The organism is Bradyrhizobium sp. USDA 3364, from assembly GCF_054056355.1.
Genome location: NZ_JBSRYG010000002.1, coordinates 6,020,560 through 6,043,723 on the forward strand (window position 1 = coordinate 6,020,560; position 23,164 = coordinate 6,043,723).

22 protein-coding genes are annotated in these 23,164 nt (G+C 65.0%); 16 read left to right on the forward strand and 6 right to left on the reverse strand.

Annotation, left to right across the window (positions count from 1 at the left end; translation table 11 throughout):
- The first annotated feature begins 158 nt into the window (after positions 1-158).
- The 8 genes from ACVILL_RS28180 to ACVILL_RS28215 all read left to right on the forward strand — a co-directional run bounded on the left by ACVILL_RS28180 (position 159) and on the right by ACVILL_RS28215 (position 9,679).
- Positions 159-1,826 (forward strand): amidohydrolase, encoded by a 1,668-nt coding sequence (locus ACVILL_RS28180; protein ID WP_456732035.1) that lies wholly within the window; start codon positions 159-161, stop codon positions 1,824-1,826.
- Positions 1,826-2,914, forward strand: coding sequence for a CobW family GTP-binding protein (locus ACVILL_RS28185; protein WP_456732036.1), 1,089 nt, complete (start codon positions 1,826-1,828; stop codon positions 2,912-2,914). Before ACVILL_RS28180 ends, ACVILL_RS28185 begins: the two co-directional genes overlap by 1 nt.
- Positions 2,915-2,959: 45 nt before the next feature.
- A complete protein-coding gene (locus ACVILL_RS28190; RefSeq protein WP_456732037.1) occupies positions 2,960-4,273 on the forward strand; it encodes an ABC transporter substrate-binding protein in 1,314 nt (437 codons plus the stop codon).
- A 1-nt stretch (position 4,274) separates the two neighbouring features.
- On the forward strand, positions 4,275-5,006 hold the full coding sequence (locus ACVILL_RS28195) for an ABC transporter ATP-binding protein (RefSeq protein WP_456732038.1): 732 nt from the start codon (positions 4,275-4,277) through the stop codon (positions 5,004-5,006).
- Positions 4,993-5,691: an ABC transporter ATP-binding protein gene (locus ACVILL_RS28200; RefSeq protein WP_456732039.1), complete on the forward strand. Its 699-nt coding sequence runs from the start codon at positions 4,993-4,995 to the stop codon at positions 5,689-5,691. The genes ACVILL_RS28195 and ACVILL_RS28200 overlap by 14 nt, the downstream gene beginning before the upstream one ends.
- 18 nt (positions 5,692-5,709) lie before the next feature.
- On the forward strand, positions 5,710-6,576 hold the full coding sequence (locus tag ACVILL_RS28205; protein ID WP_456732040.1) for a branched-chain amino acid ABC transporter permease: 867 nt from the start codon (positions 5,710-5,712) through the stop codon (positions 6,574-6,576).
- A gap of 5 nt (positions 6,577-6,581) precedes the next feature.
- Positions 6,582-7,601: a branched-chain amino acid ABC transporter permease gene (locus ACVILL_RS28210; RefSeq protein WP_456732041.1), complete on the forward strand. Its 1,020-nt coding sequence runs from the start codon at positions 6,582-6,584 to the stop codon at positions 7,599-7,601.
- A 65-nt stretch (positions 7,602-7,666) separates the two neighbouring features.
- Complete coding sequence (locus ACVILL_RS28215) at positions 7,667-9,679, forward strand: copper amine oxidase (protein WP_456732042.1); 2,013 nt, start codon at positions 7,667-7,669, stop codon at positions 9,677-9,679.
- Positions 9,680-9,766: 87 nt separating this feature from the next.
- On the opposite strand, the gene ACVILL_RS28220 is transcribed toward ACVILL_RS28215, so the two are convergent.
- Together ACVILL_RS28220 and ACVILL_RS28225 are read right to left on the reverse strand one after the other, a co-directional pair.
- Positions 9,767-10,507 carry a class I SAM-dependent methyltransferase gene (locus tag ACVILL_RS28220; protein WP_456732043.1) on the reverse strand — a complete coding sequence of 247 codons (741 nt, stop codon included), beginning with the start codon at positions 10,505-10,507 and terminating at the stop codon, positions 9,767-9,769.
- A 32-nt stretch (positions 10,508-10,539) separates the two neighbouring features.
- Positions 10,540-11,949 (reverse strand): hypothetical protein, encoded by a 1,410-nt coding sequence (locus tag ACVILL_RS28225; protein ID WP_456732044.1) that lies wholly within the window; start codon positions 11,947-11,949, stop codon positions 10,540-10,542.
- 439 nt (positions 11,950-12,388) lie between these two features.
- On the opposite strand from ACVILL_RS28225, the gene ACVILL_RS28230 reads away from it, so the two are divergent.
- Positions 12,389-12,712, forward strand: coding sequence for a hypothetical protein (locus ACVILL_RS28230; protein ID WP_456732045.1), 324 nt, complete (start codon positions 12,389-12,391; stop codon positions 12,710-12,712).
- Here the strand turns inward: ACVILL_RS28230 and ACVILL_RS28235 are convergent.
- Genes ACVILL_RS28235 through ACVILL_RS28245 form a run of 3 tightly spaced genes read right to left on the reverse strand, consistent with a single transcriptional unit; the run spans position 12,698 to position 16,003 of the window.
- Positions 12,698-14,050: an aminotransferase class III-fold pyridoxal phosphate-dependent enzyme gene (locus ACVILL_RS28235; protein WP_456732046.1), complete on the reverse strand. Its 1,353-nt coding sequence runs from the start codon at positions 14,048-14,050 to the stop codon at positions 12,698-12,700. The two genes, ACVILL_RS28230 and ACVILL_RS28235, sit on opposite strands and share 15 nt — an antisense overlap.
- 28 nt (positions 14,051-14,078) lie before the next feature.
- The gene (locus ACVILL_RS28240; RefSeq protein WP_456732047.1) at positions 14,079-14,744 is read right to left on the reverse strand and encodes an HAD family hydrolase; all 666 of its coding nucleotides are present in this window, start codon (positions 14,742-14,744) and stop codon (positions 14,079-14,081) included.
- The gene (locus tag ACVILL_RS28245) at positions 14,741-16,003 is read right to left on the reverse strand and encodes a Tm-1-like ATP-binding domain-containing protein (RefSeq protein WP_456732048.1); all 1,263 of its coding nucleotides are present in this window, start codon (positions 16,001-16,003) and stop codon (positions 14,741-14,743) included. Before ACVILL_RS28245 ends, ACVILL_RS28240 begins: the two co-directional genes overlap by 4 nt.
- A 221-nt stretch (positions 16,004-16,224) precedes the next feature.
- Between ACVILL_RS28245 and ACVILL_RS28250 the strand changes: the two genes are divergently transcribed.
- From ACVILL_RS28250 to ACVILL_RS28270, 5 genes are all read left to right on the forward strand, one after another.
- Complete coding sequence (locus tag ACVILL_RS28250) at positions 16,225-17,709, forward strand: aldehyde dehydrogenase (RefSeq protein ID WP_456732049.1); 1,485 nt, start codon at positions 16,225-16,227, stop codon at positions 17,707-17,709.
- A complete protein-coding gene (locus ACVILL_RS28255; RefSeq protein ID WP_456732050.1) occupies positions 17,706-19,094 on the forward strand; it encodes a transaminase in 1,389 nt (462 codons plus the stop codon). Before ACVILL_RS28250 ends, ACVILL_RS28255 begins: the two co-directional genes overlap by 4 nt.
- Positions 19,094-19,891 carry an SDR family NAD(P)-dependent oxidoreductase gene (locus ACVILL_RS28260; RefSeq protein ID WP_456732051.1) on the forward strand — a complete coding sequence of 266 codons (798 nt, stop codon included), beginning with the start codon at positions 19,094-19,096 and terminating at the stop codon, positions 19,889-19,891. The genes ACVILL_RS28255 and ACVILL_RS28260 overlap by 1 nt, the downstream gene beginning before the upstream one ends.
- Positions 19,892-19,946: 55 nt before the next feature.
- On the forward strand, positions 19,947-20,717 hold the full coding sequence (locus ACVILL_RS28265) for an SDR family NAD(P)-dependent oxidoreductase (RefSeq protein ID WP_456732052.1): 771 nt from the start codon (positions 19,947-19,949) through the stop codon (positions 20,715-20,717).
- Between the two features lie 98 nt (positions 20,718-20,815).
- Positions 20,816-21,076 carry a hypothetical protein gene (locus tag ACVILL_RS28270; RefSeq protein ID WP_456732053.1) on the forward strand — a complete coding sequence of 87 codons (261 nt, stop codon included), beginning with the start codon at positions 20,816-20,818 and terminating at the stop codon, positions 21,074-21,076.
- An 82-nt stretch (positions 21,077-21,158) separates the two neighbouring features.
- Here ACVILL_RS28270 and ACVILL_RS28275 read toward each other — a convergent pair whose 3' ends face one another.
- On the reverse strand, positions 21,159-21,530 hold the full coding sequence (locus tag ACVILL_RS28275; protein ID WP_456732054.1) for a hypothetical protein: 372 nt from the start codon (positions 21,528-21,530) through the stop codon (positions 21,159-21,161).
- A 216-nt stretch (positions 21,531-21,746) separates the two neighbouring features.
- On the opposite strand from ACVILL_RS28275, the gene ACVILL_RS28280 reads away from it, so the two are divergent.
- Together ACVILL_RS28280 and ACVILL_RS28285 are read left to right on the forward strand one after the other, a co-directional pair.
- Entirely contained in the window at positions 21,747-22,022 is a 276-nt protein-coding gene (locus tag ACVILL_RS28280; protein WP_456734381.1) for a helix-turn-helix domain-containing protein, read from the forward strand.
- Positions 21,946-23,064: an ISNCY family transposase gene (locus ACVILL_RS28285; protein ID WP_456732055.1), complete on the forward strand. Its 1,119-nt coding sequence runs from the start codon at positions 21,946-21,948 to the stop codon at positions 23,062-23,064. The genes ACVILL_RS28280 and ACVILL_RS28285 overlap by 77 nt, the downstream gene beginning before the upstream one ends.
- The last annotated feature ends 100 nt before the right edge of the window (positions 23,065-23,164 follow it).

Genomic DNA, 23,164 nt, shown 5'->3' on the forward strand with positions numbered 1-23,164 from the left:
GCAGCCGCCGCCGAGCATCCACCGGATGGTGGATTGTTCCAAATGCCGACATGCCGAACGTTTGGCGTCACGCTGGCGTCGCGCGTGGTTCGGCCGCTGTGCACCGCACGGCGAGCGGCTGAGCGCTCCAGGCTTTCCCAATCGAGAAGTTGATCTGCATGAACAGGACATTCGCCGACACGGTCTTCCGCAACGGCCGGATCTACACGTCGAACCGCGGGCAGCCCTGGGCGACATGCGCGGCGGTCAAGGCTGGCCGGTTCATCGCCGTGGGCGAGGAGCGCGACGTGGCGTCGCTGATCGACGAGGGGACGGCAACCGTCGACCTCCGCGGCCGGATGGCGATGGCGGGGATCGTCGACATCCACAACCACATCATGATGGGCGGGCAGGCCGATCTCTACGAGCTGCGCTTCTCCAACGCCGACAGCATTCCAAGGATCGCCGAGACGCTGCACAAGGCAGCGTCGGAAGCTGCGCCCGGCGCCTGGATCGTCGGCGGGCAGTTCGGCAACAATCTCCTGAACGAGATGAACACCGTGGAATCCTGCGCGCTGCTGGATGCGGCCTGCCTTGGCCATCCCGTCGTGCTGCGCGACGACACCTATCACAATCGCTGGGCGAGCTCGGCGGCGCTGCGGCTTGCCGGCGTGCAGGCCGACGCGCCTGATCCGACCGACGGCGAGATCGGCCGCGACCTCAAGACCGGCACATTGACCGGGATCATGATCGAGGCGGCCTCCGGCCTGGTCGAGCGCGCGCTCGCGGCCTCCGGTCACTACACCGCCGAGATGGACCGCGCGGCGGTGGCGCGCTCGATCTCGGTGCTGAACACCTATGGCGTCACCGCTTTCATCGATGCCGCCAGCATGCAGCCGATCATGGCGGCGCTGAAGGGGCTCGACGATCGCGGCGAGCTCACCGCCTGGGCGGTCTGCGCGATGCCGGTGGTCGAGCCCGGCTTCATGTTCGGCAAGGCCGGCGAGGAGCTGTTTGCGCTGCGCGAGGATTACCGCGGTGCCCATGTGAAGCCCGATTATGTGAAGGTGTTCCTCGACGGCGTGCCGGGCGCCAAGACCGCGGCCTTCCACGAGCCGTATGTCGCCGATCCGGTGCGCGGCTGCTGCTTCCGCGGCGCGACCATGCTGACCGTGCCGGACCTGATCCGCTGGCTCGGCCGCTGCGAGAAGCTCGGCCTTGCCGCCAAGATCCATTGCGCTGGAGATGCCGCGGTGACGCAGGCGCTCGACGCCATCGATGTGGTGCGCAGCTTCAACGGCCCGACCCATCTGATTCATCAGATCGCGCATGCGAGCTATATCGCGCCGGACGACATCAAGCGCTTTGCCGAGCTTGGCGTTGCTGCCGACCTGTCACCGATCATCTGGTATCCGACCGTCTTCCTCGAGGCGCACAAGGCCGCGATGGGCGAGGAGCGTGCGCAGCGCTTTTGGCCGAACCGGGATTTGAAGGAGGCCGGCGCACTGATGGCGGGCGGCTCGGACTGGCCGGTGATCCCGATCCCCGATCCTTGGCAGGGCATCGAGGGCATGGTGACAAGGCAAAATCCCACCGGGGATTTTCCCGGCAAGTCGCTATGGGCCGAGCAGGCGCTCGATCTTGCGACCGTGATCGACATCTACACCATCGACGCAGCGCGGGCGGCCGGGCTCGGCCAGTCGATCGGCTCGATCGAGGTGGGTAAGTCGGCCGACCTGATCGTGCTCGACCAGATGATCTTCGACATCCCGCCGGATCAACTGGCCGATACAAGGGTCGAGATGACCTTCTTCGAGGGCCGCAAGGTCTACCAGCGAGGCAAGTGATGGCATCAGCGGACCAGATCCCGGTCACGGTGCTGACCGGCTTCCTCGGCAGCGGCAAGACCACGGTGCTGAACCATCTGCTGCGCCAGCCGGAGCTCGATGGCGTCGTCGCCATCATCAACGAGTTCGGCGAGGTGGCGCTGGATCATCTGCTGGTCGAGAGCAGCGAGGACCGCCTCGCGCTGCTCGATAATGGCTGCATCTGCTGCTCGGTGCGCGAGGATCTGATCGAAACGCTGGCCGATCTCGCGTCGCGCCGCGCTGCCGGCAGGATCCCGCCGTTCCACCGCGTGCTGGTCGAGACCACCGGGCTTGCCGATCCCGTGCCGGTGCTGCATACGCTGATGACGGCGCCCGACATCGTCGGCTGCTACCGGATCGACGGCGTGGTCGCAACCGTCGATGCGGCGAACGGCGCACGCACCTTCGAGGCGCACAGCGAAGCCGTCCGGCAGGTCGCGGTCGCCGACCGGCTGCTGGTGACCAAGACCGACCTGGCCGCCGATGATGCGCTGGCGCGGCTCGACGCGCGGCTCGCGGCGATCAATCCGGTCGCGGCTCGCCACCGCGTCCGCAATGGAAGCGTTGACCCGGCCAAGGTCCTCGATGCCGGAATGTTCGATCCGTCGGCGCGCTCGGCGGACGTCGTGCGCTGGTTCGATCTGGCGTCGCAAGCGGCGAATGCGCCGCACGACCACACGGATCATCACTGCGCCGGCGAGGCGTGCAGCCACCACAGCCATCATGCACACGACACCGGCGTGTCGTCCTGCAGCCTGATCATCGACGAGCCGATCCAGCGCGACGCGTTCGCGCGCTGGCTCGATTACGTCGCGGCGCTCAAAGGCGAGGACCTGCTGCGCTTCAAGGCGATCGTGCATGTCGCCGAGCAGCCCGAGGCGCCGATGGTGGTGCATGGCGTGCAGCACGTGTTCCATCCGCCGATTACGCTGCAGGGTTGGCCGTCGGCCGACCGGCGCTCGCGGCTGGTCTTCATCGTGCGCGGCATCCCGCGCCAGATCATCGAGAACACCTTGTGCAAATTTGCCGCGGTGAGCCGTGCGGCGATCCGGCAATCCGCGGCGTAAGCCCGCAGCCGGACATTTTCATCATTGGTTATGGAGGAGAGGGACATGACTGAGACAAAGAACGACAAGCCGGTTGGCGCGTTCAATCGGCGCACGCTGCTCAAAGCAGCCGGTGCCACCGGTCTCGCGTCGGCGATGAACCTGCCGCTGGTCAACGTCGCACGCGCCGCAGGCAACACCATCAAGATCGGCTGGGTCGGCTGCCTGTCCGGCGTCCGCGCCCAGTTCGCCGAGCCAGATCCCTGGATTCATGAGCGCATCAAGGCGCGGCTGAAGGACGGTTTGAAGATCGGCGGCAAGACCTATCAGGTCGAGCTGGTGTTCAAGGACAATCAATCCGACCCGAACCGCTCGTCGGTGATCGCAAGCGAATTGGTACTCCGTGAAAAATGCGACCTGATCCTGATCGAGGACGGCGACGCCCAGCCTCCGGTGCAGGAGCTCGCCGACGCCCGCGGTATTCCCACGATCTCGACCATGGTGCCGTGGCAGGGCTGGATGTTCCCGCGCAAGTCGACGCCGGACAAAGGCTTTCCCTACAGCTATCACTTCTTCTGGGGCGCCGATGACGTCGCCAGGAATTTCCTCGGCATGTGGCAGTCGGTCGAGACCAACAAGAAGGTCGGCACGCTCTATATCGACAATCCGCCTGGCCAGGCGTTCTCCGATCCGAAGCTCGGCCTGCCGGCGGGCATCTCGGGCGCCGGCTACCAGGAATTTTCGGCCGGCAAATTCCAGATCGCAACAGACGACTTCACCAACCAGATCGCGCTGTTCAAGAACAACGGCGTCGACATCGTCTCCGGCTTCACCTTCAGCAATCACTGGGTGACCTTGTGGAACCAGGCGGCGCAGGCCGGCTTCCGGCCGCAGATCTGCACGGTGGCGGCGGCGTTCCTGTTCCCGGCCGCGGTGAACGCGCTCGGCGATCGCGGCGACGGCATGTCGACCGAGGTGTGGTGGACGCCGGCCTATCCGTTCAAGTCGTCGTTGACCGGGCAAAGCGCCGCCGAACTCGCCGCGGAGTGGGAGAAGACCACCGGCAAGCAATGGACCCAGCCGATCGGCTATGCTCACGCGCTGTGGGAGGTCGGACTCGCGGCGCTGCAGAACAGCGATCCCAAGGACAAGAACTCGCTGCGCGATGCGATCGCAGGCCTCGACATGGAGACCGTGGTCGGCCGGGTCAAATTCAAGGACAGCCCGATCAAGAACGTCGCGGTGACGTCGCTGTCGGGCGGGCAGTGGCGCAAGAGCAAGGGCGGCAAGTCGAAATACGAGCTCCTGATCGTGCACAACGGCACCGCGCCGTTCATCCCGAAGCAGGCCGATCTCCAGCTGCTCTCCAAGCTGGCCTGAGATGGCACCGCTTCTGCGCGTCAGCGGGCTGTCGAAACGCTTTGGCGAGATCGTGGTCGCCGATGCCGTCAGCTTCGAGCTGGCGCGCGGCGAATGCCTCGGCGTGATCGGCCCGAACGGCGCCGGCAAGAGCTCGCTCTTGAACCTGATCGTCGGCCTGCTCACGGCCGACGGCGGCTCGATCATGCTCGACGACAAGGAGATCACCGGACTGCCGCCGCATCGCCGGGCGCGAATGGGGCTCGGGCGCGCGTTCCAGATTCCGCAGCCGTTCCCGCATCTGTCGGTCTATGAGAACGCGCTGGTCGCTGCATCCTATGGTGCCGGCCTGTACGGCGAGGCGGCCTCGCACTGGACGATGGAGGTGCTGCAGCGGACCGGGCTTGACACCAAGGCGGACAAGCTCGCGGGCGCCCTGCCGCTGATCGACCGCAAGCGGCTGGAATTCGCCAAGGCGCTGGCCTCGAAACCGAAGCTGATCCTGCTCGACGAGATCGCCGCCGGGCTCACCGAGCCCGAGGTCGAGCGCCTGGTCGCGATCATCAAGGGTGTGAAGGCCGATCACGCGATGATCTGGATCGAGCATATTCCGCACGCCCTGCGCGCGGTATCGGACCGCATCCTGGTGCTCGATTTCGGCCGCAAGGTGCTGGAAGGACCGCCGGCCGAGGTGATGGACAGCGCGGTGGTGCGCGAGATCTACATGGGATTGAAGGCCGATGGCGTTGCTTGATGTGAACGGCCTTGAGATATTCTACGGAGATCTCCAGGCCGTGTTCGACATGAACTTCACTGTTGCCGACGGCGAGGCGGTGGCGCTGGTCGGCGCCAACGGCGCCGGCAAGTCGACGTTCCTGAAGGCGCTGGTCGGGCTCAACGAGGAGCGGCGAGGGGCGGTGCAGTTCGACGGCATCGACATCTCGCAGATGCCGGCCGAGCAGGTGTCGCGGCTCGGCCTCATCATGGTGCCCGAGGGACGCCTGCTGTTCGACTCGCTGACCGTCGAGGAGAACCTGCTGATGGGCACGGTGAACCGGCGCAAGGGCAGCTGGACACTGCGGCGGGTGTTCGACCTTTTTCCGATCCTGGAAGAGCGGCGGCGGATGTTTCCGGGCCAGCTCTCCGGCGGCCAGCAGCAGATGGCGGCGATCGGCCGCGCGCTGATGTCGAACCCGCGGCTGCTGTTGTGCGACGAGATTTCGCTCGGGCTCGCGCCGGTCGTGGTCGAGCAGATCTATCGCTCCTTTGCCGACATTCGCCGCGAGGGCACCGCCGTCGTGCTGGTCGAGCAGGACGTCAAGCGGGCGCTCGCGACCTCGGAGCGGATCTATTGCCTGTTGAAGGGACGGGTGTCGCTGAGCGGGCCGGCGCAAGGGTTGCAGCCGGAGCAGCTGACGCACGCCTATTTCGGTAACTAGCCAGGATTGGCAACGAACATGATCTGGGTTGAGACATTGATCAACGGGGCCCTGCTGGGCGGGCTCTACGGCCTGCTCGGCATCGGGCTCGCACTGGTGTTCGGCGTGATGCGGATCGTCAACATCGCGCATGGCGAGTTCATGGTGCTGAGCGCGTTCTGCGCTGTACTGCTCTCCAGCCTGTTTCCGCAAGTGTCGCCGGTCTTGATGCTGATCCCGGTGATCGCTTTGTCCTTTGCTGTCGGCTGGCTGTACCAGGCCGTCATCGTCAACCGCGTCGTGACGTCGCCCGATCCGCTGTCGCCGTTGCTGCTGACCTTCGGCGTCTCGGTGATCCTGCGCAACGTCATGGTCGAGGTGTTCGGCGCCGACGTGCGCAGCCTCCAGGTCGGCGAGCTCTCGCGCGCCAGCCTCGAGATCGCCGGCCTCAACATCGGCATCATGCCGCTGCTGACGCTGGTGCTCGCCGCACTGCTGTTCATGGCGCTGCAGCTCGTGCTGCGCCACACTGAGTTCGGCCGGATCGTGCGCGCCACCGCCGACCGCCGCGACATCGTCCGGCTGTCCGGGGTCAAGCCGGACCGCGTCTACAACTATGTGATGGGCCTGTCGCTCGCGCTCGGCGCGATCGGCGGGGTGCTGCTCGCGGTCCGTTCGAGCTTCACACCGTTCTCCGGCGCCGAGCGGCTCCTGATCGCCTTCGAGGTGGTGGTGCTCGGCGGGCTCGGCTCGTTCTGGGGCGCGCTGCTCGGCGGCATCGCGCTCGGCATGGCGCAACTGATCGGGCTGAAGGTCGATCCGAATGCGGGGCTGCTCTACGCGCATCTCCTGTTCTTCGTCATGCTGCTGATCCGGCCGTCGGGTCTCGTGTCGAGCAGGGTGTGACGCCGATGCCGACGCGGACCATTCTCACTGCCTCTGCCATCGTGCTCGTCGCTGTGATCGCCGGTGCGCCTTTCGCGCTGAACGAAGGTTTCCTGCGGCTCGCGACCGAGTGCCTGTTGCTGCTGACGATGGCGCAGATGTGGAACCTGCTGGCGGGCTATGCCGGGCTGGTGTCGCTCGGCCACCAGGTCTTCATCGCCTTCGGCGCCTATGCGCTGTTCCTGACCTCGGGCTGGCTCGAGGTGACGCCGATCTGGGTGCTGCCGGTCGCGCCGCTGGTGGCCAGCGCGGTCGCTGCGATCATCGCCTTTCCGCTGTTCCGGCTGCGCGACGCCTATTTCTCGATCGCGATGTGGGTGTTCGCCGAGATCATCGGCGCCTTCACGATGAAGTCGCAGGCCGTCGGCGGCACCTCGGGCGTGCCGCTCGCGACCAGCAAGCTGATCGATTTCGACTGGTTCGAGCCGACCATGTTCTGGCTCGCCGGCGGCCTGACGCTCGTCACCATCGCGGCGCTGTACAGGATGATGACCTCGAGCTTCGGGCTCGGGTTGATGAGCGTGCGCGACAATGATCTCGCCGCGATGAGCGTCGGCGTCGACGTCCGCCACAACCGCTTCGTCGCCTTCGTGCTGTCGGCGGCCGGATGCGGGCTGGCTGGTGCGTTGAGCTTCATGGGCAATCTTTTCATCGCGCCGCTCGCGGCATTCGACGTCAACTGGTCCGTCTACATGATGTTCATCGTGATCATCGGCGGCATCGGCACGCTGGAAGGCCCGATCCTCGGCGTCATCATCTTCTTCGGCCTGCGCGAATTGATGACCGGGCCGCTCGGCATGTCGGGCGGCTGGTATCTGGTTGGGCTCGGCATCATCGCCGTCGTCGTGATGATCGTCGCGCCGCGCGGCATCTGGCCGGCCTTGCGCGATCGCCTCGGGGTGCGGCTGCTTGATGTCCACCGTGCCGCGCCGCGCCCGGCCGCGGCGGCGATCCTGCCGACGCCGTCGGAACAGGTTACCGGGTGAGACGGGCCTTCACGCCGTCACCTTTGCTTGTATTCTGACGGTTCTGGCTTCGAGTGGAGGGCGTGATGGCTCTGATATCCCGGCATGGCGGATGGGCATTGGTGGGCCTGGTTGCGGTGATCTTGGCGGAGCCGACGGCCGCGCAGGCCGAGCGCAGGATGTGGCCGCAGGCGGCCGCGACGCACCCAATGGACGGTCTCACGACAGACGAGATCCGCTCGGTCACCGAAATCCTCCGCGGTGCCGGCAAGCTCGACGATGCGGCGCGGGTGGTTTCGATGACGGTCGAACAGGACCCCAAGGACGAGGTGCGGGCGTGGAAGCCCGGCCAGCCCTTCGCGCGCCGGGCGCACGCGACGCTGCTGAGCGGCGGGCATCTCCACGAAGCGCATATCGATCTCGCCGCGCGCAGCCTGCTCGGCTGGGACGAGGTCAGCGATCATGAGGCCGCGCTGACCATCGACGAACTGATGTCCGCCGGCGATCTGCCGAAGCAGGACCCGCGCTGGATTGCGGCGATGGCCAAGCGCGGCATCACCGATTTCAAGAATGTGCTGTGCCTGCCGCTGACGGTCGGGCCGGTGACCGACCCGGCCCTGAAAGACCGCCGCCTGCTCAACGTGCCCTGCGTCGACACCACGGGGGCCGCCAATAATCTCTGGGGCAAGCCGATCGAGAATTTGTTCGCGCAGATCGATCTCAAGAGCAAAACGGTGCTGTCGGTGACCGATCTCGGCGTGGTGCCGCCACCGCCGCAGACGCCGTCGCACGCCTATGCCGACTCCGGAAAATATCGCAAGCCGCCGAAGCCGGTCGAGATCACCGCGCCGGAGGGCAGCAATGTGAAGGTGGAGGGCGGCCAGGTCCGCTGGGACAATTGGTCGTTCCATGTCCGCCTCGAGCCGCGCGTTGGCGCGGTGCTGTCGCTGATCCGCTACGACGACCACGGCACGTTCCGCGACATCGCCTACCAGATCTCGGCGAGCGAGATGTTCGTGCCCTATATGGATCCGGCGCCGACCTGGTCGTTCCGCGCCTATATGGATATCGGCGAGTATGGTTTTGGCGTGCTGTCCAGCGAATTGCAGCGCGGCATCGACTGTCCCGAGGGCGCGCATTTTCTCGATCTGACGATCTCGGACACTAAGGGCAATCCGGTCGTCTCCAAGGGCGCGGTCTGCATCTTCGAGCGCCCGACCGGCGATCCGATCTGGCGCCACAGCGAGTTGCTCAACAACACCGCCGAGGTGCGTCCGAACAACGAGCTGGTGGTGCGGATGGCGCCGGTGGTCGGCAATTACGACTATCTGGTCGATTACGTGTTCGACCGCGCCGGCAATATCGATGTGCGGCTCGGCGCCTACGGCATCGACGCGACCAAGGGTGTCGCGAGCAAGACGCTGAGCGACCCGACCGCCGCGCAGGATACGGCCACCGGAACGCTGGTCGACGAGCGCTTGCTGGCCGTCAATCACGATCACTACATGACGTTCCGCATCGACATGGATGTCGACGGCACCTCGAACCGGCTGGTCGAGGATCGCTTCAAGGTCCGCCGACTGGATGAGGGCCAGCGCAAGAGCCTCTGGCAGGTCGACACCAGGCCGGTCGCGACCGAAGGCCCGGTCACGACGCCGCTGAGCGCGGCGCAGTTCCGGATCGAGAGCACGGGCAAGACCAACAAGCTGGGTTATCGCACCAGCTATCAAGTCATGCCCGGCCATTCCGACGTCTCGCTGCTCGCCAAGGACGATCCGATCCAGTTGCGCGCCGGCTTCAGCGCCTACACGCTGTGGACCTCGGCCTATGCCGAGGACGAGCGCTACGCCGCGGGCCAATATCCGAATGAAAATGCCGAGGTCGACGGCCTGCCGAAATGGACCGCGGCGAAGCGGCCGATCGAGGATCGTGACCTCGTGCTATGGTATACGGTCGGCTTCCGCCACGTGCCGCGCGCCGAGGATTGGCCGGTGATGCCGGGCCTTTGGCACGGCTTCCGGCTGCGTCCCTTCAATTTCTTCGATCGCAATCCGGCGCTCGACGTGCCGCCTGTCGCCACGGTCAGGGAAGCGAAATGAAGGGGCCTGCACGCTGCCGGCATTGGTGATCCCTTCTGAAGGATCACCAATATTGGATGCACCCGAAATGGACGTGAGACGCCATCTCTACAGTGCGGCGGTCCATCTGTTGCGATGACGGTAGAGCTTTGACAGGCTGAAGTTGCCGACTTCCTTGCTGCCTTTGCGAAAAATCGCAATCGCCTTCTGAACACTCATTTCCGATATGATGTCAGGCCTGCTCCCGCAGAGCATGACGAGCTCGAAAATCAGGTTGGTGAGCGCCGGCATGTCACTCCATAGCTGCGTCTGATAAGGCTCTTCCCAATGAGCCCAGGCCCAATCTTCGATCAGATAGAGGCCCTCACTTTTGAGATAGTGGAACGATGCCTCAAAGCTTGCTCGGGAGAGCTCGTATTGATGCGAGGCGTCGTCGATGATCATATCGATGCGTTGTCCAGGGAATTCCTTCCTGATGATGTCCTGGACACGCGCGAGGTCACCCTGTGATGTATTGTAGTAAAGCTTTACACGATCCGTCAGACCATGGTCCCGTATCAGGCCAAGCACCGCCGGGCTCGCAGGTCTGATGTCGATGCCGACGAACTTGATACGTTCCTCGATTGCAGCAAGCAGCAAAGCCGAGCCGCCTTCGAAGATACCAAACTCCAGGATATTGGTTACCCCGTTCTCGCGAATGAGGCTCTTGTAGCGATCGATCATCCCGCGGTTCTTGATGATCGCTACGGTGTCTTTCGTCGTCCTGGCGTCGTTGAAATTCTGCCGAATCAGATTGAACTTCATGTTGTTGATCACGAAGTTGTTCTCATCACTCCAGACTTCATCCATTGGAACCCCCTGTCGCTATAGGATCGTCGTTGTCATTTGCCCTGCGATGAGCAGAGCCTCTCTCGCCAGATGAGCGGTGTTTTCTCGCCTTCCTCTGAAGGCCCTTCGCGCAATTCCTCGCTGGCAACCTGCATGCCCGGCGGACATGGCCACGCAGTCGTCATCGAGTCATCGGCCGATTTGCATCCGGCACTTGCCTTTGTAGTTGATATGGATGACGAACCAACGGCGCAGGCCTTCGGATCGATCCGGGTCGGCCACACGAGCTTGAAGGGCGGAATTGTCGGATGCCGACCCGTCGCACTGGCTATCACCTTGAGCCGGCGTACGCCTTCTGACAACGTCGGCTGGATCCAGCCACCTTCCGAACTTTCGTTCCAGGCATAAATCACGACGCTCTGGAAGCGACCGTTGCGCGGATTACGAGCCGCCTCGCTGATCGCACCGCGGATTTGCTGCGTCCATTCCGCATCGGTGGCGGGCTGGCACCAATCAGGATTCGGCTTGCGCGTTTTCTGTTCCTGCGGATCGCGCAAGGCCGGACGATAATCCCACCCGAGCGTAACGGTTGGCAGGAAGCCTCCCGCGCCATTCTTGGTTTCCGCGTGCCATGCGCTCTGCGCGAGGGCGGCGCAACTTGCATATGGCAGGGACTTTCCATTCGACCCAAGGGCGGTGGCATATGTGCTGGTCGCATCAAATCCGATCCTGTGAGCGACGGGCCCTGTTTCTGGCAGGTTGAAGAGCAAGGCGACCAGATAGAGATTTTGGCCCGTCGCGGCCTTGACGCGATCCTTGATGTCTTTGAGGGCTGCCTTTGCGTTTTCCTCGCCCCCGAAGCCTTTCAGCCATGGAGTCATGGTATTCACCAGGAAGTACACCGGCGCCGAGCCGTCGTTTGTGCGCATGTAGTCGGGCCCGCGCACTGCCTTGGCGATCGCATCGCTGACCATTGGCACGTCACGCGAAGGAAAAGACAGGTTGAAATTCAACGCGTATTTGATGCCGAGCTTGTTGGGAAGGCGAACGAAATTCTCCATGGCGCGATTGAGCGCTACGGAACGCTTCGGATCGCGTCCCCAGGCGGAACTCTCCAGGTAGTAGCCGAAGATGAAGTAATCCAGGCCTGCGGATTTCGCATAATGGACGTCCGCATTGAGTGCTCTTTCGGTGTTTCCAGGAAAGCCCAATTGCCCATTCGCCAGGCGCTCTGTGTAGTATGGAGTGCGCTCCCGCAATCCGGGGTCGGCCAGGACCTGCCCATAGGGGCTGTCGAGACTCCAATTGTCCCACCTGATAGCACCCAACGTGACCTTGCTTGATGACGCTGGTGCCGCAGTGGGAGAATTGCCTTTGCTCACCTGAGCCGTGACAGGGAACGAGGAGACTGCCGTCGCAAGCACAATAAGTAGGCGTATCGACCGGTGTACGGCTATCGGCATCATCGCTATCCCTTGGTCCCCTCAATCATGTGGTTCGCATCCATTCAAGGAGCAACTGAGGGCGCTTATGTGGCGGCAGGTTGCAATCGTGATGTTCTGCGTGTGGCGTGACTTCGGCGTGACATTGCGACGTCAGGTTGTGTTCCGTGGATCCGGATTCTCGCGTGCAAGTATCATGCAACCGATACATCTCAGCTCGAGTGGAACTCCCTTTGCCAATGATCATGGCATGCGACAGCCGCCGGAGCGGGATCAGTGGAACTTGACGCGCCTTGCATGCCGTTCGCTGGATTTCTCCGCCGCCAAGATAAGGCTTGCGCAAAGTGGGACAAAATTGGGCGTCCATACCAGGTCAGGCTTGATCGCCGGTTGACACGGTTACGCGCAACCTTCAGCGTCGCTGCGCTGTCAACCTCGATGGCGAATGCCAGGACGTCAAATGAGCGGTCGCGTGCATCGCATCGGTACAACGACCCGTGTGCTGCTGGTGTTGTTGGCAATCGGTCAGGCTGCACGCAGTGCGCCAGCTTCGCCCGAAGGCAGCGCCGACGCTGCATCCTTGCTCTATCTGAGCAGCGGCGACTGGGAGCGGCAGTCTTCTCCGCGCAAGGTTGCGCTCGCGGCCGACTTCATGCGGATCTTCTGCACCGACCAGCGGATGTCGGCGGCATCGCTGGCCGACTGCCTCGACCGTGACGCGGCCGATGGCGCGCTGTTCGAGCGCGCCATGGCCTGCGTGAGCGCGCTGTCAGCCGGCCGCTGAGAGGCCGGCGTCGATCCCCTCGGCGATCCGCTTCACGTCGGCCGCGGTGAGGACCAGGGGCGGCGACAGGATCAGATTGTTGCCGGAAACGCGCAGCATCACGCCGGCTTCGTAGGCGCTGTCCGCGACCTTCGCCATCGTGTTCTTGTCGGCGGGCTTCTTGCTGTCGCGATCGGCGACCAGCTCGAGCGCCGCCATCAGACCCTTGCCCCTGACGTCGCCGACCAGTGCGTGCTTCGCCTTCAGCGCGGCCAGCGCTTGGGCGAGGTCCTTGCCGCGCGCAGCGGCGTTCTCGTCAAGCCTGAGGCGGCGGGTCTCGGCGAGTGCCGCAATACCGGCGGCGCAGCCGACCGGATGGCCCGAATAGGTGTAGCCATGGCCGATCGAGCCGAACGTCGTGGTGTCGGCCTCGAAGGCCTCCGCGACCTGCTCGCCGATCAAGGTCGCGCCGAGCGGGAAATAGCCCGAGGTGATCGCCTTGGCCATCGTCATCATGTCCGGCTTCACGCCCCACAGTCGCGAGCCCGACCACGCGCCGGTGCGTCCGAACCCGGTGACGACCTCGTCCGCAATCATCAGGATGCCGTGACGGTCGCAGATTCCGCGTGCGAGCTTCATGAAGCTGTCCGGCGGAACGATCACGCCGCCGGCCCCCAGCACAGGCTCCATGATGAAGGCCGCGATGGTGTCGGCGCCCTGGAACGCGATCTCCTCTTCCATCGCCGCCGCGCAGAGCTGCGCGAGCTTGGCAGGGTCGGTCTCGTTGAAGGGATTGCGATAGGTCGACGGCGCCGGGATGTGGAATACGCCCGGCAGCATCGGCTCGTAGTTGCGGCGGAAATTGGCGTTGCCGTTGACCGACGCGCCGCCGAAATGGGTGCCGTGATAGCCCTTCTTCAGCGCCAGGAATTTGGTGCGGTCGGCCTGGCCCTTGATCTTCCAGTATTGCCGCGCGAGCCGCAGCGCGGTCTCGACCGAGTCCGATCCACCCGACGTGAAGAAGGCGCGCACCATGCCTTCCGGCTTGAACCATTCGGTGAGCTCATAGGCGAGCTCGATCGAGGGGCCGGATGAGGTGCCACGGAAGCCCGAATAATACGGCAGCGCGCTGAGTTGGTCCGCGATCGCCTGCTTGATCGGATCGCAGCTGTAGCCGAGATTGACGTTCCACAGCCCGCCGACCGCATCGATCACGGTCTTGCCGTCGATGTCGGTGACTTCAACGCCTTCACCCTTCATCACGATCCGCGGCGGCTGCGCCCGCATCTCGGCGGGATGGGCCATCGGGTGCCAGATCGGCTTGGCGTTGTTCTCAACCAGGAAGTTTCTGTCGCGCATGTCCGTACCCACTTCGCTCGAAAACGCTTTACTCGAATTGCAGCCCGAAATGCCGCAGCGCCTCGCTGTACGACGCGGCCGGGTTGCGCACGTCGAACAGCACGGTGCGCATGTTGCACGCGGCGGCGCCGGTGACGTTGCGACGCTGGTCGTCGACGAAGACGCAATTGTCTGCCTCCAGCGCCAGTTCGTCCAGCACGCTTTGATACGCGCGCGGGTCGGGCTTCAGGATTCCGGTATGGGTCGCATCGACAATAGTGCCGAAGCGCTTCAGGATCGACAGGCGGCTGCGGAAATCGGCGCCGTAGAACAGGTCGAGCTCGTTCGAGAGGATGGCGAGCCGGAACCCGGCGTCGGCGGCGAGGTTGATCGCGCGTGCCGCCTCGGGGCGGATCACGGTTTCGGGATCGGCACCGCGCGCACGTTTCACGAAGGTTTCCATGTCCGTCCAGTCTTCGCCGACCATGCGCCCGACCTCGCGGCTGCGGGTCAGCCAGTAGTCGCGCTCCGAAATTTCGCCACGCTGCATCGACGTCCACAGGGGATCGCTGTTCGGGGCGAACGGTCCGAGCCATTTCAGCGTGCACGGTGCGAGCCCGAGCGCGCGCTCGGTCAGGTCATGGGTCTCGAACAGGGTCTTCGAGATGACACCGCCGAAGTCGAGCACCAGCGCCTGGGCTAGCGGCCTTGTCACGCGGCCGCCGTCGTGCGGCCGGGCGGGACAATGCCGGCCGCGACCCAGCGGTCGAAGATGCCGAGCACCGTTTCATTGAACGCCGCGCTGTTGATATGGTCTTTGATCTCGTGCAGCTCGACCGGCGATTGGACCGCCGATCGCATCGCATCGACGAAGGCGGCGAGGGCGTCGGGATCGTGTAACGCTTCGCCTTCGCGGTCCCATTGCTGGATGCCGCCGGCGGGCAGCACCAACGCCACCGGTGCGCTGGCGCGCCCCAGTTTCTCGGCAATCGCGCCTGCGATCCTGCGGCGATCGTCGGCCCCTGAAGTGGCCGACGCGAGCAGCCGGTTGTGCGCGTGGAACGGACGATCCGACAGCTCGCTCGGGACCCCGAGCCACGCAGGGAAATCCACCATGTCGATCGCCCCGGGGGCAACGATCTGCGGAATGCCGGCTCGGCCCGCATTCTCCAGCCGGTCGGCGCCGGAATTGACCACCGAGCCGGTGAGCTGATTGGCGACCTCCTGCAGGCTGAGGTCGAGCACCGCGGCGAAACCGCCCTGGGCGGCGATCGACTCCATCGCGCGGCCGCCCATGCCGGTGGTGTGGAAGACGACCACCTCATAGCCGCGCCGTTCGAGCTGCGGCTTGAGCTCGACCATGTAGCGCAGGCAGCTCTTGCCGAGCGAGGTGATCGCAACAACCGGCCGATCCTTGCGCGGCTTGATTGCGCTCCTCGCCGCGCCGACGATCGCGCCGCAGGCTTGCGACAGCACGGCGGTGCAGGTGCCGTTGAGGCCATAGAGGCCGCCGGCCCACAGGATCATCATCAGATCGGCGGCGACCCGCTCCGGCGGAATCAGATGCGAGAACGCAACAGTCGAGACGATCATTTTCGGCAGGCCGAGCGGCAGCGCCTGCGCGACGTCGAGCGCAAGGTCGGTTCCCATCGTGCCGCCGATCGCGATCACGCCGTCGATGGCATCGCTCGTCGCAAGTTCGCGCGCCAGATTGGCGGCGCCGACCGCCATCAGCGACATCGCGGAGTTCTCGTCGCCACTCGATGCGATGGCTTCGATCGTGGTCTTGGCGGCACCGGCCACCGCGTGCTTGTCATGCGCCACCTGGTACGGCGGATCGCCGAGCACGCTGATGTCCATCATGATGGTTCTACCGCCGGCGCGAGCGATGCACTCGCTCATGAACAGCAGTTCGTCGGCCTTGGTGTCTCCCGTTCCGATCAGGAGAATGCGGGGCTGCGTAATCTCGGACATGACCTTGTCAGTGCTCGCCGGCAGGCGTGAATGATGGGCGACTGGTGTGCACCGAGCGTGCAAGGCGTTCGGCCATCGTGCGATCACGCTATGAGTGCAGTGGCCGCGATGACATCCACCTATCGGTTGATTGCTGCCAAGGCCTTGATTTGGCGAGGATTGCACAATGCCAGCGGTCCTTACTCGTGAGCCGCATATTGTCACCGTCGCAATGATCTCGCATGCAGCAAGCCCAGATCGATCTAATCCGATCGGCCGCAATTCCGGCCCAGCAACTCTTCATCGGCGGCCGGCCGGTGCAGGCGGTCAGCGAGGCGCGGCTCGATGTCGTGTCGCCGATCGACGGCCGGCTGCTGACGACCATTGCTGACGGCGATGCGGCCGATGTCGACCTTGCGGTGAGGCACGCGCGACAGGCCTTCGAGCAGGGCAGCTGGTCGCGTGCGGCGCCCGCGCAGCGCAAGAAGGTGCTGCTGCGGTTCGCCGAGCTCATTGAGCAGCACGCGCTCGAGATCGCGGTGCTCGGTGTGCGCGACAACGGCACCGAGATCGGCATGGCCTACAAGGCCGAACCGCTGTCGGCGGCCGGTACTGTCAGGTACTACGCCGAGGCGATCGACAAGGTGTATGGCGAAATCGCGCCGACCTCGGGTGACGTGCTCGGGCTGGTGCATCGCGAGCCGCTCGGCGTCGTCGGCGTGATCGTTCCCTGGAATTTCCCATTGATGATCGGCGCGTGGAAGATCGGTCCCGCGCTCGCCGCCGGCAATTCGGTCGTGGTCAAGCCGCCGGAGCTGGCGTCGCTGACGCTGTTGCGGCTTGCCGAACTCGCGACGGAAGCAGGCCTGCCGGACGGTGTGCTCAATGTCGTCACCGGCCGCGGCGCATCGGCCGGCGAGGCGCTCGCGCTGCACATGGATGTCGACGTGCTCGCCTTCACCGGCTCAGGCGCGGTTGGCCGGCGGCTCTTGGAATGCTCGGCGCGATCGAACCTGAAGCGCGTCCACCTCGAGCTCGGCGGCAAGTCGCCCAATATCGTGTTCGCCGATGTGCCAGACATCAGGCACGCGGCCAAGGTCTCGGCTAACGGCATCTTCCGCAACTCCGGCCAGGTCTGTGTCGCCGGCTCGCGGCTGCTGGTGCAGTCATCGATCTATGATCGCTTCGTGGCTGAGCTGCTCGACGCTACCGCCAAGCTCAGGGTTGGCGACCCCCTCGAATTGACCTCTGATATCGGCGCCATTTCGAGCAAGGCGCAGCTGCGCAAGAATCTCGACGCCGTTGCCCGCGCAGAAGCGCAGGGCGCGAAGCGGCTGATCGGCGGCGAGCAGATCCGCGCCGAGAGCGGCGGCAACTTCATGGCGCCCGCGATCCTCGCCGAGGTGACGCCGTCGATGGAGGTCTGGCGCGAGGAGGTGTTCGGCCCGGTGCTGTCGGTCACGCGGTTCGATGGCGAGGAAGATGCCACAGCGCTTGCCAATGCGACGCCCTATGGATTGGCGTCGGCGGTGTGGACCGGCGCCCTGTCAACGGCGCACCGCATGGTGCGCGCCATCAGGGCCGGCGTCGTGCACGTCAACGCCTATGGCGGCGCCGACATCACGGTACCGCTCGGCGGCTTCAAGCAATCCGGCTTCGGGCGCGACAAGTCGCTCCACGCCCTCGACGCCTACACCGACCTCAAGACCGCCTGGATCGCGCTATGACATCTCTGGCCGCCGAACGCACCGGCGTTCTCAACCGATTGCTCGATGCCGAGCAGGAGCGATTCCGGGCGCTGCATCCGCGCTCGGCCGCGGCCTGGCAGCAAGGCAGGCAGCACTATCTTTACGGCGGCCCGTCGCACTGGATGCGGCGCTGGGCCGGCGGCTTTCCCGTCTATGTCGAGCAGGCGCAGGGTGCACATATCCGGGACATCGACGGCCGCGACTATATCGATTTCTGTCTCGGCGATACCGGCGGCATGTGCGGCCACGCGCCCGAGGCGGTGACGGAGGCCGCACTCGCGCAGCTCAAGCGTGGCGCGACCATGATGCTGCCGACGGCGGACAGTCTCTGGGTCGGCGCCGAGCTGTCGCGCCGCTTCGGTCCGAAATACTGGACCCTGACGACGTCGGCGACCGACGCCAACCGCGCCGCGATCCGGATCGCGCGCATGATCACCGGCCGGCGCAAGGTGCTGGTGTTCTCCGGCTGCTACCATGGCGGCGTCGAGGAGGCGCATGTCGAGATCCGCGACGGGCGGGTCGGCCTGCGCAACATGATCCATCCCAACGGCATCGATCATGACGCAGTGAGCCGGGTGGTCGAGTTCAACGATCTCGCAGCACTCGAGGCGGCGCTGGCGCAGGGCGACGTCGCCTGCGTGTTGGCCGAGCCGCTGATGACGAATTTCGGCATGATCCCGGTCGATCCTGGTTTTCACGGGGCGCTGCGCGACCTGACCCGCCGCGCCGGCACCGTGCTCATCATCGACGAGACCCACACGCTGTCCTGCGGGCCGGGCGGCTACACCGGGAGCCATGGGCTCGAGCCCGATATCTTCGTTGCCGGCAAGGCGATCGCGGGCGGCATTCCCGCCGGCGTGTTCGGCCTTGCCCACGAAATCGCCGAGCGGCTCTGGAAACTCGTCCCCCACGTCAACCCGCGCGAGCGGCAGTCGGCGCATCTTGGCTTCGGCGGCACGCTCGCCGGCAACGCGCTGACGGTCGCGACCATGCGCGCGGTGCTGGAGAAGGTGCTGACCTCAGCAAATTACGAGCGGATGATCGGAACGGCGACGTGGCTCGCGCGGGAGGCGCGCCGGCTGATCGAGGCGGCCGGTCTGCCCTGGCATGTCACGCAAATCGGTGCGCGCGCCGAGATCATGTTCATGCCGCACCCGCCGCGCAGCGGCGCCGACGTCATCGCGGGCCGGCAACCCGATCTCGAAACCCTGCTGCATGCGTTCTACATGAACGAGGGCATTCTGGTGACCCCGTTCCACACTATGCTCTTGATGTGTCCGGCAACATCGGCGCGGGACGTGGACAGGCACACCGCGGCGTTTGCGAGCTTCATCGATCTGCTGCGAGGAGCGGGAGCAATCTGATGGCGGTGCTTCCGTTCAATCTCGACGGTCGGGTTGCCATCGTCACCGGGGGCGGACGGGGGATCGGCGCGGCCACCGTGACCCGGCTGGCGCAAGCCGGCGCGACCGTGGTGATCGCCAACCGGACGCCTGATGTGGCCGAGGCACTGGCGCGCGAGCTGGTGGCGGATGGACGGACGGCGCATTGCGTCCCGTTCGACCGGCTCGATCGCGCCAGCTTGCGTGCAATGGTCGACGGTGTCGCTGGCAAACATGGACGGCTCGACATCGTCGTGCACAATGCCGGCGGTTGTCCGTGGGCCTCGCTGGAAGAACTCGATGAAGCCAAGCTCGACGAGACGCTGGCGCTGAACCTGAACGCCAGCATCTGGCTTGCGCAGGCCGCCGTTCCGCATATGCGCGCGATCGGCGTCGGGCGCATCCTCGTGACATCCTCGGTCTCCGCGCGCGTCGCGATGGGCGGCGGCGCGCATTACTCCGCGGCGAAAGCCGGCGTCAACGCGTTCATCCGCGGCGCCGCGTTCGAGCTGGCGCGCGACGGCATCACGGTCAATGGCGTCGAGGCCGGCTTCATCGAGAAGCCGGGCCGCGGCACCATGAGCGCGCCGGAGAACAAGGCGAAGCTCGAACGCTTCATTCCGATGGGGCATATGGGGAGCGCCGACGACATCGCCTGCGCGATGCTCTATCTCGCCTCGAGCGAAGCCGGATACGTCACCGGGCAGACCATCGTCGTCGACGGCGGCTCGACGCTGCCGGAGACCGGGTTTGCCGTCGAACGGCAGTGGGGAGTCTAGATATGAGCATGATCTTTTCGGAAAACCGGTTTCCACTTTTCCGGATCATGCTCTGATGCCGCGGCTGGACGGAAAGACGGCGCTGGTGACGGGCGCAGCCACCGGGATCGGCCGGGCCACCGCCGCGCTGCTGGCATTGAGCGGCGCGCGCGTCGTGCTGTTCGGCCTTGGTGAGGTCGAGCTTCAGGCCGCGGCCGCCGAGTGCGGAGGGCAGGCGGTCCATGGCGACGTCACCCGGCCGGACGACGTCGCCAAGGCCGTCACCGCCTGCGGCGCGTGGCTCGACATCGTCGTCAACGCCGCCGGGCTGATCGTGCCGGATCACCCCGCAAGCGTCTCCGACGAGGTCTGGGCCAGGACGCTCGACGTCAATCTCACGGGGACCATGCGGGTCTGTCGCGCATCCTTGCCGCTGCTCCGGCAGCGCGGCGGCGCGATCGTCAACGTCGCCTCCGTGGCCGCGTTCAATGCGAGCCCGGATAGTGCAAGTTACGCCGCGAGCAAGGCGGGTGTCGTCGCCTATACGCGGTCGCTGGCCTACGCGCATGGCGCCGACGGCATCCGCGCCAACGCCGTCGCGCCCGGCTGGGTGCGGACGCCGATGAGTGCCTATGAGATGCAATTGCTCGCGGACCAGAATGGCACCACGCCGGAGGTCGAGTTCAGCAGTGTCGAACGCCGGATCGCCTTGGGGCGGATGGCCGAGCCTGCCGAGATTGCCGCGTGCTGCCTGTTCCTGGCCTCCGGCGAGGCGTCGTTCGTGACCGGGGCGGTGCTGGTCGCCGATGGCGGCGGCCGCTCGCCGACGCAGAATCGCGCGGTCTAGAACGGTCGATTGGCGTCGAGGTGTGGCGGCCGGCACCTTGATAAGGCCCGGTGGATTTGGCACTCTTTGCGCCGTCACGTCATTCGATCGAGGGCGTTATGAGCAAGTCATTTTCTGTGATCATTGCCGCGGCCGCTTCAATCGTCGTTCTGTCGTCGACCGCGGCGCGATGCGGCGACTATCCGTTTGGCGATCCGCCGTACCGGCTGGACTACATACGGGAGCCTCAGATCGACTCGGGCTGCTGGAAATGGAATTGGCAGCTCTATCAGTGGCAGGATTACTGCCCGGTCTACGTCTATCCGAAAGCTTACATGTTCTCGCGGTCGTCGCGCGCCGTGCTCCGCGCCAAGGGCTGAGCATCAGCCCTGCTGCCTGACCTGCTCCGCGTCCGCCAAAATGGGGACGACGCGGAGTGAGCGTTAGACGAAAACGCTCTGATCAGTGCGCGATGGTGCAGGCCACCTGGTGGTGCTTGCCGAAGTTGAGGAGCGCGTTTTCCCGGAAGCCGTCCAGCCAGATGCCGCGACCGGCATAGCGATATCCCACGCCCATCGGAACGTGCCGTACATGGACGCCGCCGCGGCCGGTGAGCAGTGAGGCCGTGACCACTTCGCCCTCGACCGACACCGCGCGCGGGCACAGCGGATACTGGTGGCCGTTCTGGCAGGTGAAGACGATCTCGGAGCAGGTGCCGACCGGTGCTTTCGTGACCAGGCCGAGATCCGCGGCCGCGGCCGGCCGTGAATTGCCTGACAGCGTTGCACCGAGAGCCAAAATGCCTGCGACCACGTAGCGAAACCGAATACGCATCAGTGCCCCCTCGTCCAGCGATACGCTAAGTAATTGAGGAAAATATCTCACGCTAAATGAGCAAAAAAAGCTTCCTAGGTCAAACCTGCGTCGGAGGCAGTGTCAGTAGCTCGTGATCTGTCGCCTGTTTGTAGCTCGTGAAGTGTCGTGTTTTCGGTGCCCCGGAACGAGGGGGGCACGATGGGCACGGCATCCATTCACGAGGGTGTACGACGGATGCGGTTTTCAGATTTGCTGGAACGGACGGAGGCGAGGGAACTGACGCAGGAGGCTGCTGCGGAGGTTCTCGGGATCAGTGTTCGGACCTTCCAACGCTGGGCGGAGCGTTATGAGGCGGAGGGCGATGAGGGGCTGGTCGACCGACGCATGGGACGGCGATCGCCGCGGCGGGCTCCAGAGGAAGAACTGGAAGCGGATGCTGGGACTGTTCCGGGACAAGTACGCGGACTTCACGGTGAAGCACTTCCACGAGCAGCTGCAAAAGCGGCATGACTATATGCTGGGCTATACGGTGACGAAGCTCGCCCTGCAGGCGGCGGGCCTGGTACGGAAGGCGCCGAAGCGTTCGGCGCACCGCAAGAAGCGCCCACGCCGGCCGCTGCCGGGGATGCTGTTGCACCAGGACGGGTCGCGCCACGTCTGGATCGAGGATCTGCCGGCGATGGACCTGATCGTGACGATGGACGATGCGACCAGTGAGGTCTACTCGATGCTGCTGGTCGAGGAAGAAGGCACGACCTCGACGTTCCAGGCCTTGCGCGAAGTGATTGGCGAGCGTGGCTTGTTCTGTGCGCTCTACACCGATCGCGGCAGCCATTATTTCCTTACCCCAAAAGCTGGCGAGAAGGTCTCGAAGACGCAACAAACCCAGGTGGGACGGGCTTTATCGCATCTTGGGATCGAGCATATTGCGGCCTATTCGCCGCAGGCGCGCGGGCGCTCCGAGCGGCTGTTTGGTACGCTGCAGGACCGCCTGCCAAAGGAGCTGCGGCTCGCCGGGATCAGGACGGTCGAAGCCGCCAATGCGTGGTTGAAGGCGCATTACATCGCCGAGCACAACGCCGCATTTGCGATCAAGGCCGAACAGCAAGGCACCGCCTTCGTGGCCGACCGCCACGAGGCCTGGCGCGAGGCGCTGTGCGTGATCGAGGAGCGAACCGTCGCCAACGACAATACCGTTGCATGGAACGGTCGGCGGCTGCAGCTGCCGCAGAGCCGGCTCAGGCCTCACTTCGTCAGGGCCTTGGTGCGAGTGCATGAGTATCCCGATGGCACCCTCAGCGTGTTCTTTGGCCCGCATCGATTGGCAAGGTTTGCGCCTGACGGACAGCAGCTCAGCCCCGACGCGCCTCAGCCTGGCAGCGTGCTCGGAGCCGTCAAGGACAAGCCCTGGCGGGCGCGCAAGCGCGCGTCCTTGACCGCTCCTGCGCGCGCCGCCGTCGAGAAAGCGCGGGTCGGGACGGAGAAACGGGCTTCAAATCGAACAAAGAAACCGACCCGCAGGGCTGACCAGACCCCTCTATCCATGGCATGACAAACTCGGCGCACCCGTCCACGCCTTCCGGGGGCGCCTAAAACTCCAAAACGAAGGCGACAGATCACGAGCTACAAAAACACGACATCTTCACCCGCTA